The sequence below is a fragment of the Albidovulum sp. genome, assembly GCF_049646345.1.
In the GTDB taxonomy this organism is placed as follows: Bacteria; Pseudomonadota; Alphaproteobacteria; order Rhodobacterales; family Rhodobacteraceae; genus Albidovulum.
Window position 1 is genome coordinate 1 of the sequence record NZ_JBARVQ010000205.1, and the last position, 8,957, is coordinate 8,957.

Annotated in this window: 7 protein-coding genes; 4 read left to right on the plus strand and 3 right to left on the minus strand. The window is 64.5% G+C overall.

Translation table 11 applies throughout. The features are described 5' to 3' along the window. Positions 1-27 precede the first annotated feature (27 nt). Positions 28-723: an OmpA family protein gene (locus tag WBB85_RS04935; RefSeq protein WP_432637513.1), complete on the minus strand. Its 696-nt coding sequence runs from the start codon at positions 721-723 to the stop codon at positions 28-30. Positions 724-866: 143 nt separating this feature from the next. Here WBB85_RS04935 and WBB85_RS04940 point away from each other — a divergent pair, with 143 nt between their 5' ends. From WBB85_RS04940 to WBB85_RS04955, 4 genes are all read left to right on the plus strand, one after another. Next, positions 867-1,622 carry a PP2C family protein-serine/threonine phosphatase gene (locus WBB85_RS04940; RefSeq protein ID WP_432637514.1) on the plus strand — a complete coding sequence of 252 codons (756 nt, stop codon included), beginning with the start codon at positions 867-869 and terminating at the stop codon, positions 1,620-1,622. A 3-nt stretch (positions 1,623-1,625) separates the two neighbouring features. Then, a complete protein-coding gene (locus WBB85_RS04945) occupies positions 1,626-2,480 on the plus strand; it encodes a M15 family metallopeptidase (RefSeq protein ID WP_432637515.1) in 855 nt (284 codons plus the stop codon). Between the two features lie 4 nt (positions 2,481-2,484). Beyond that, complete coding sequence (locus WBB85_RS04950) at positions 2,485-4,923, plus strand: ImcF-related family protein (protein ID WP_432637516.1); 2,439 nt, start codon at positions 2,485-2,487, stop codon at positions 4,921-4,923. Positions 4,924-5,098: 175 nt separating this feature from the next. Further along, the gene (locus tag WBB85_RS04955) at positions 5,099-7,402 is read left to right on the plus strand and encodes a type VI secretion system Vgr family protein (RefSeq protein WP_432637517.1); all 2,304 of its coding nucleotides are present in this window, start codon (positions 5,099-5,101) and stop codon (positions 7,400-7,402) included. 59 nt (positions 7,403-7,461) lie between these two features. Here the strand turns inward: WBB85_RS04955 and tagF are convergent, their stop codons facing one another. Together tagF and WBB85_RS04965 are read right to left on the minus strand one after the other, a co-directional pair. Then, positions 7,462-7,989, minus strand: a complete 528-nt coding sequence (tagF, locus tag WBB85_RS04960) for a type VI secretion system-associated protein TagF (RefSeq protein ID WP_432637518.1) — start codon at positions 7,987-7,989, stop codon at positions 7,462-7,464. Then, positions 7,971-8,957 (minus strand): type VI secretion IcmF C-terminal domain-containing protein (locus tag WBB85_RS04965; RefSeq protein WP_432637519.1); only part of this gene is annotated, 987 nt, incomplete at its 5' end. The genes WBB85_RS04965 and tagF, both read right to left, overlap by 19 nt.

Genomic DNA, 8,957 nt, shown 5'->3' on the forward strand with positions numbered 1-8,957 from the left:
CGGTGGCACAATGTCGATGAAATGCCCCTAACTTAACGCCTGGAACTCCACCCGCCGGTTCCCGGCCGCCTTCGGGTCGTTCTGGTCGGCGAGGAAGCGTTCGCCCAGCCCGACCGCCTCAAGCCGCGCGGGCGCGATGCCGCAATCGCCGATCAGATAGCGCTGCACCTCTTCCGCGCGCAGTTGCGACAGCCTTTCATTGTAGGCGTCAGAGCCCGATGCATCGGTATGGCCGACGATGCGGAACAACTGGATATCGCTTTGTCCCATCACCTTGCAAAGCTGTGCCAGAAGCGGTGTCTGATCCACGCCCAAAGCTGCTGAATCGAAGGCGAACTGTATGTGTACGTTGATCTGCAGTTCCGGCGCCAGCTGTCCGAACACCACCTGCTGCGGAACGCTCGCATCCTGATCCGGGGCGGTTGGCGCAAGCGGCGCCACGCCCACCGTGACACTGCCATCGCTGCCCGACGTCGTCGCCTCTGCAGGATCGGCATCGGGCGCTGTCAGGCCCGGGCTTTCGGTTGTCACCTCGACATCATCCACGGTGACCAGCGTCAGGCCGCGGGTGCGGCCGGTCCCGCTTTCATTGGCGGCGCGGAAGGCATCCCTCTGGTTGAGAAACATCTTCAGAAGGTCGTCGTCGGACAGACTCTGCGCGGCTGCCGGAGCGACAAGAGAAATTACGGTGAGAACCGCCGCGACACGCAGTTTGCCGAGCATGAAATCCATCCAAAAAATAGCATTAATGTGCGAGCCAGTTTACGCTATAATGATCTTGTTTTCAATTCGCCGTTGTCCGGATCGCCTATGTCTTTGACACCAAACGCCTGCCTGGGCGGCTTATTCCGCAAAGGGGCATGCCGATGAGAAGTGCGACAACCGTCGTTCCCGTTGCAGCGCTTCGCTTTCCGGTTGCAAGCGGGGCGGGCCTGACCCATCGCGGACTGGTTCGTGACCGCAATGAGGATGCGATCCTGACCGACCCGACGGGGCGGCTTTGGGCGGTGGCCGACGGGATGGGGGGGCTCGGTCACGGCGATGTTGCGTCGGACATCGTCATCGACAGTCTGGAAACCATTGATGACGAGGACGCCCCGGCCCAAGCATTGCGCGCGCGATTGACCGATGCCAATCAGATCATGCGCGCCCGTGCGTCGGAACCCGGAATGGGCGAGATGGGCGCAACGGTTGTCGCGGCGATTGTTGCCGGTGCACAGGTTCAGATCGCCTGGATTGGCGACAGTCGCGCCTACCTCCTGCGCGGGGGTAGGCTGCGGCTGATCACGCGGGATCATACGCTGGTGCAGGACCTTGTCGACCGGGGGGAACTGTCCGCCGAGGCGGCCGAGAACCACCCGGAATCGCATATCATCACCCGCGCTGTCGGCGGCGATGACCTGCTGGAGCTTGAACAGCTCACCTTGCCGGTGACCGAGGGCGACCGGCTGCTTCTGTGTTCCGACGGGTTGCCGCGCTGTGTCTATGAACCGGCCATCGCAGGTATCCTGACTGCAGCAGTGGCGCCTGCCGATGCCTGCCGCGATCTGATCCGTGCCGCCCTGGAGGCCGGGGCGCCGGACAATGTTTCGGTCATCGTTGTCGATATCCGGGAGAGTTGAGCGATGCAGCCGGGCAGCCTTGTCGGCCCCGTCATCGTGGCCATTGGCGTGATCCTTGCGGCCATCACCTTCGCTGTCGTCTCGACCCTGTTGCAGACGGCTGATGCGGGGGCGGAGCTCAGGATGACCCGGCAGGAGGAGGCTTTGGCCGCCGAAATTGCCGCACGCACGCGGCTTGAGGCTGAAGTGTCGGGCCTCAGGGCCGACCTCGCCCGGTTGAGAGAGGATATGAGCCTGCTGGCCAATCGCGCGGCCCCTGTGCCAGCACCGTCCACAGTGATGCCGGACGAGGATTTCGAAACCCCGCCCGAGACCGAGGCGCTGACCGAGGCAATGCTCTTGGCCAAGACCCGCTTCAACAAGGGTATCACCCAGCCGAAGAACCGGGTGATGATGGAGGTGCTCGGCCCGCCGCGCGACAGCTATTCGACCGATTGCCAGCCGGTGAGCAATCCGCGTCTGAAATCGCTGATGGAGACGCGGCAGGTCGGGCCGATCCGGGTGACCATGCTGCGCCCCGCGCTGGATTCTTTGCAACGGATCATGGACCGGCTGAAGCAAAGCGACCCCGACATCCACGACAAGATCGGCACGGCAGGCGCGATCTGCGCGCGGTTTATCCGGGGGTCCACCACATCCGTGTCGAACCATTCCTGGGGCACGGCCATCGACCTGACGCTTGAAGGCCAGCTTGACCCCTTCGCCGATGGCGGCACACAATTCGGCCTCCTGATCCTCGCCGAATATTTCAACGACGAAGGCTGGTTCTGGGGCGCGACCTATGGGCGCGAGGATTCGATGCATTTCGAGGTGGGCGAGGAAACCCTGAGGGCCTGGGCCGCCGAAGGGAAGCTCTGATCCGATGGCGGGCCGTGATGCCGATCCCTTTGACGCGGCAGCGGGGCCGGTTCTGGACTGGGCCGGGACGCTGGCAGAACGGGCCGCGCGCGATCCGAAAGCCGCCCTGACCGAAGCGATGGCCCGGCTGGACGGGTTCAGCGAGGCCCTGCGGTGTGGCGGCGTGCCACCTGCTTCCATCGCACCGGCGCGCTATGCGCTGGCGCTGATCCTTGATCAGGCGGTGCGGGCGAACCGGCGGGCGGATATGAAACTCTGGTCGGCTGCATCGCACCGGCAGCTTTTCGACGGGCGGGAAATCTCGGCGGCCACCTTGCGTGACTTCATCGCCAAGGCTGGTGCGGCGGGGCCGGATTACGCCCCGGTGCGCCAGTTTCTGGAACGCTGCCTTGGGCGGCTGGAAGGCGGGCGGACGCGGTTCGACCGTTCGACCGGACCAAGCTGGACAGGTATCGTCGTTGTGCTGGTCACCGGCTTCTGTCTTGCCGTCGCGGGCTGGACGGCTTGGGTCGAATGGCGGTTTCACCGGGACCTGAGGCAGGTTTTCGATGCCGACGCGCTTTCCATCGGGCTCGACCGGACCGGTGATTTCCCCGACCTTGCCCAAAGACTCGACCGCCTGCGCGACACCGCAGCCCGGGTGGCCGTACAGGCGGATCATGCGCCGGTCCGGCTTTTCGCCGCCCCCCTGGGTTTCGATGCTGAAACACATGCCAAGGCGGTCTACGAGGCTGCGGTCCAGACCCATGTGCCGCCACTCATCGCGCGAAAGATCGACATTGCCATCGCCTCGGAAGGCGGTGCGGTAGAGCTATATGACGACCTTCGGGCATGGTCGGTTCTGGCGGGCCTGACCGGTTGGTCGCCCGCCTATCTGGCGGGCTGGACCCGCGACCGGGCGGTGCCGGGTTCGGGGCTTGAAGGGATCGCCACACATGCGATGCAGCTGCGTCAGCGGGATGTGCCATTGCCGCAGCCCGATGCCGAGCTGATGGCTCAGGCCCACAGCTTCGCCGCCGAGGCGTCAGAGGCTGACCGCGCCTATCTGGAACTGCGCCGCTCTGCCGCCGTTGCCGACCTGCCGGGTTGGGTCGCGGACGCGGCCGTGCCGGGCCTGCCGGACATCCTGCTCCGCCGGTCCGGGCGGATGATGGACGACCCGCTTCCCGGCCTCTTCACCAGTGCAGGATGGGACCATGCGCGGGATATCGGGGCGGGAAACGCGGTGCAGGTCGCGCGGGAAGAGGCGGCGAAACTGTTTCAGGGCGCGGTATCGCGCCAGAACGATACGCCCGACCGGGTTCTGGACATGCTTCAGCGCGATACGATTGCGGCATGGCGCGCCTATCTGGCCGACCTGCGGGTCCGCCCGTTCTCGGACCCCGACGCAGCGGTGCGCATCTCGGGCGCGCTTGCCCGCGCATCCTCCCCGCTTGAACAACTCCTGAGGGACATTTGGGCCGAGGCGGGCGGGCTCGACCGCCGCCGCACGCATGCCCAGCAACTGGCCATCGCCACGAGTTTTGCTGCAATGATCCAGTATGTCGAACAGGGGCGGATGCGGGACATCTCGGACCTGTTTGCCGGGCTGAATGTCGCGCTGGGCGCGATGGACCGGGACGAGGAAACCGGGCTGCAACGGCTGATGAGCGTGCAGGACCGCGCGGCGTCGATCTCGGCGCTGCGGCAGGCCCCCGCTGTGGTCACGAGCATCGTGGAGGATGTGCTGGCGCAATCCTCTGCCGCCCATGCCGACCTTCTGACCAATCCGCTGACCCGCGCCTGGCAGTCCGAGGTCCTGCCCGCCTGCCGTGCCGCCATCGATGGGCGTTTCCCGTTCGGAGAAGGCGCCGATGCGGACCCTGCGCAACTCGCGCGCCTTCTTGCACCGGGCGGTGCCATCGACCGCTATGTCCAGACCCGCGCGGCGCCCTATCTCGACATGTCCGAAAGCCCCTGGCGCTGGAAGCCCGAGGCGCGGTTCGCAGGCCTCGCGCCGGAAAGTGCCGCCTTCTTCCAGACTGCGCAGGCGATCACCGCCTCGCTTTTCACCGCGGATGGGGCAATCGGCGATACGCTTACACTGGCGGCACTCGCAGAACGCGGTAAGGCCACGATGGCCATCGGCGGTCAGGGCGGCGCGGTCGAGGCGACGGGCGATGCGCTGGTGTTGCGCTGGCCCGGCCCCGCGCCGGAACGCGGGGTTGAGGTCAGTTTTCAGACCGGCGCGGATCAGGCCCGGTTAGAGCAGGCAGGGCCATGGGGACTCATGCGCCTGCTCGACCCATTGCGGCTCAGAAAAAGGGATGACGGTCAACGCATCCTTGTCGATCTCCGTCGGGGTGGCGCGCGGCTTTTTCTGGAGATCGGGTTTGAGCGTGCCGACAATCCCCTTTCACGCCGCGATCTGATGAAAGGCTTTGCCTGCCCTCTGGTCTTGTAGTCATCAGCCCGCTTGCCCGACCGCCACAGAGGTCCCGGAGCAGGTCCGGGGCACGCGGCACTCTGCGCATGCCGGAAATCCCGCCTCTGAAAACTGGCCAGCCTCGGCTATACTTCCCGCATATTTCAGTATGTCACCCGCCCAATCCGAAGATCATTTGATAAAGGATAGTGCCGTGCCCCAGACCCGAGAGATCACCGTTTCTGTTCCCGCCTTCGGACCAGACGTTCTGTTCGCCCGGATGGAGGGGTTCGACGAAATCAGCCGCCCCTTCCGCTTTGACCTCTCGATCGTCAGCGAAAGCCTCGACCTGAAGGCCGCCGATGTTCTCGGCACCGCGGCGACGATCACGGTGGGCGAGGACGAGCCGCGCCATTTCAACGGCTTGGCCGCCGAATTCGCGCTAACGGATATCCGCGACGGCTATGCGCATTACCGGCTGATCCTGGTTCCGTGGCTGTGGTTCCTGTCGCTGAAGACCGACAACCGCATCTTCCAGAACCAAAGCGTGGTCGAAATCGTCGAGGAGATCTTTGGCGACTATCCCGATGCGTCTTTCGAAAAACGCCTGAACGGCTCTTACCCTCCGCGCGACTATTGTGTGCAATACGGGGAAAGCGACCTCGATTTCATCCAACGGCTGCTGGAGCATGAAGGCATCTTCTATTTCTTCGAATATGAGGACGGCGCGCATAAGATGATCCTCGCCGATGATGGCAGCACACTGAAACCGGGGCCGGGTGCGGATACGCTGCCTTACGAATCCGACAACCGGATCAGCTTTCGCGATGGCGATTTCATCACCGCCTGGCTGCCGGTCAGCCAGGTTCGACCGGGCAAGTTCGCCCATACCGATTACGATTTCGAAAAACCTTCTTCGGATCTGATGTCCAAGGCGGCGGGGCCGCTTGGACATGCTCAGGACGGCAATGAGACCTATCACTACCCCGGCAACTACACCGAACTCGGTCGGGGCGACGACCTGTCGGCCCTGCGGCTTGGGGAATTGCAGGCCACACAGCGCCGGATCACGGCGGCGGGCACGGCGCGGCCCTTGTGGTCGGGGCGCAGCTTCACGCTCGACAAGTTTCCGCGCGAGGAGGAGAACGACGACTACATTGTCCTGCGCACCGATTATGAGCTTTGGGATGCGGAGTACCGGACGGGAAATGTTGCAGGGGATGTGGGCTATCTGATCGGTCTGCGTCTTGCGCCGAAATCCGTGGCCTACCGCCCGCCGCGCATCACGCCGAAACCGGTGATGAAAGGGCCGCAGACGGCGGTCGTCGTCGGCCCCGGCGGCGAAGAAATCTTTACCGACGAATATGCCCGCGTGAAGGTGCAGTTCTTCTGGGACCGCTTGGGGGGCAGGGATGAAAACACCACCTGCTTCATCCGCGTCAGCCAGACCTGGGCCGGGGCTGGCTGGGGGTTCATCCAGATCCCCCGTATCGGGCAGGAGGTGATCGTCGATTTTCTTGAAGGCGATCCCGATCAGCCGATCATCACCGGGCGGGTCTACAATGCCGAACAGATGCCGCCCTACGGACTGCCGGGGAATGCCTCGCAATCGGGGTGGAAGTCGAACTCGACACCGGGAGGGGGCGGTTGGAACGAACTCAGGTTCGAAGACAAGGCGGGCGCGGAAGAGGTCTATTTTCAGGCCCAGAAGGACCATACCGAACTGGTCAAGAACAATGAGGCGCGCACCATCGGCAACGATTTTTCCGAGGATGTCGGCCATGACGCGCAGCAATCCGTCGGCAACAACCGGACCGAAAGCGTGGGCGTCGACAAGTCGACCAGTATTGGGGCGAACCGCACGGTCGATATCGGTTCAAACGATACCGAAAGCGTGGGCGCCAACCGCTCGCTGAGCGTGGGCGCGGACGAAACGATCTCCATCGGCAACAATTCGACCGAGACGATTGGCGCGAACCACGGCCAGACCGTGGGCGCGGTACAGACGATCACGGTTGGTGCTGCCCGTGTTGATACGGTGGGTGCGGCAGAGACACGGACCGTGGGCGGTGCGCAGATCCAGTCGGTGGGTGTGACCCGTGCGGTCGATGTGGGCGCGGCGCAATCGCACAGCATCGGCGCGTCAGACAGCTGGAACATCGGTGCTTCACAGAGTGTCAGCGTCGGCGCGGGCCAGACCGTCAGTGTCAGCGCCGATCAGGGCGTATCGGTCGGCGGCGGTCAGTCGACAAGCGTCGGGGCTGACCGGACGACCAGCGTTTCGGGCAATGACGCAACCGATGTCGGTGGCGACGGAGCGGTGAAGATCGGCGGCAAATACTTGCTGGATGTCGGTGCCGAGATCACGCTGAAATGCGGTGGGGCGACGATTTCAATGAAAAGCGGTGGCGAGATCACGATTGATGGCACCGATATTACGATCAATGGCAGCGGCAAGATCGGTATCAAGGCCGGGGGCGACATCACCGCCAAGGGATCGAAGGTTAACCTCAATTAGAGCGTTTCGGGTGCGCCTTGAGGCAGGCCCGCATCGGAATAGCTTCGATTGCTCAGGCGTTATGTCTGGTGTCCCAGCATGCGGTCAAGCACCGTTTCCGGAGCATCCGGTTCGGCCGTTTCCGGGGCGTGGCGTCGGGTCCAGAGCAGCATTGACGGCGCGTCGGCCAACTCTCCCTCTGGCAGCGGGATCGCTTCGAGCGCGGTCTGAAGTGCGTCGGCATCCATGGATCGGGCCATCACCATTTCGGCGCAGCGGCGGGCCCTGCCGAACCATGGGCAGAGACCAAGTTGACCGGGCAGCGTGTCGCCGATCAGAAACAGGCTGAGCGGGAAGACCCGGCCCGCGCTGTCGGCGCTGGGCACGATGACAGCTCCCGCGCACTGCCCGCCCGAGATCAGACGGCAGCGCAACCCGCCCTGTGGCCAGCGCTTTCCGGCGCGCATCCGGGGTGCGACATGTCTGGTGACCCAGGCGTCCCAATTCTTACGGAAGCTGTCCGGCAGTCCCCGCGCCACGAAATCCCCGGTGACGGGCAACTTGCCGAAAAACCCCACATAGGGTTGCGTCAGAACGTTTCCGGACATCTGAAGTTCCCGAACATGGTCAGGTCGAAGGGATTATCCACTGAATTCGCCCGGAGTTCAAACTCTGCGCGATATCCGCCCAAGGCAAGGGTAAGCCGGAACAGCTCCGGCAGGTCGGTGCGCCGCAAATTGCCGGCACGGATCATCCTCAGCCAGGCCCAGGCGCCGGTCTCGGTTGCGATGACCTCGGCGCTGCCGTCGATCGGGGCGAAGGAGAGGGAAATCAGGTTTGTCCCGTCCGGCCCCGGCCATGTCATCGGCGTGGGGCGGGTGGCCGAGTTGAAGTAGACAAGCTGCTGGCCGTCGAGGTTCAGGGTCATCCGGCTGGCATTGGCGGTCAGGTCCTTCGGTTCCAGCGTGAAGGCCATGATTGGTCCCGCCCCGCCGGGAAAAAGGCCATCGCGGATGGCGCGGGCCTGTTCGAAGGGGGTGAGCGTCGCCGCATCCAGCCCGAAATCGGCACGCCATGTCCATGGCCGCCGTGTCGTGTCGACATAAGGCAACAACAGTTCGTTGGTGAACCCGTCGATCAGCCCGCCCGGCCCGAAAAGCCGCTGGAAATCGGCGACATTCACGTCGATGACGCTGCCCGCAACGAAAGGATAACGCCCCGCCGTGGCGGAGGTGCAGAAGGGCAGGATATCGGCGCGCCAGCGGGCATTCAGTTGCGCGATGACCGCCTCTCGCGTCACCTCGATCGTCTCGCCCGCGACCCCCCGGATCCAGTCATCGACCGGGTCGGGCAGGGTGGCGGCGACATTGGCGAGCTGGCCCGTCAGTTCCGGCAGGCCGCCACGCGCGAGAAGGGCTGCTTCGGGGTCGGGGCTGGCGGCGACGGTCTGCAACTCGTTCGCCAGCGCGCCAAGCGCCAGTTCCGCATCGCCGATCAGGGGCGGCACGCCGTCGGTTTCGGTGATCACCGCCTTGATCGGGGCGAAGTGCCCGGCGATGACCGCGCCCGGCACCTC

What these genes read in the sequence shown, in the direction of transcription:
- WBB85_RS04935 (WP_432637513.1), bottom strand. Translation starts at nt 723, where the DNA reads ATGCTCGGCAAACTGCGTGTCGCGGCGGTTCTCACCGTAATTTCTCTT.
- WBB85_RS04940 (WP_432637514.1), top strand. Translation starts at nt 867, where the DNA reads ATGAGAAGTGCGACAACCGTCGTTCCCGTTGCAGCGCTTCGCTTTCCG.
- WBB85_RS04945 (WP_432637515.1), top strand. Translation starts at nt 1,626, where the DNA reads ATGCAGCCGGGCAGCCTTGTCGGCCCCGTCATCGTGGCCATTGGCGTG.
- WBB85_RS04950 (WP_432637516.1), top strand. Translation starts at nt 2,485, where the DNA reads ATGGCGGGCCGTGATGCCGATCCCTTTGACGCGGCAGCGGGGCCGGTT.
- tagF (WP_432637518.1), bottom strand. Translation starts at nt 7,989, where the DNA reads ATGTCCGGAAACGTTCTGACGCAACCCTATGTGGGGTTTTTCGGCAAG.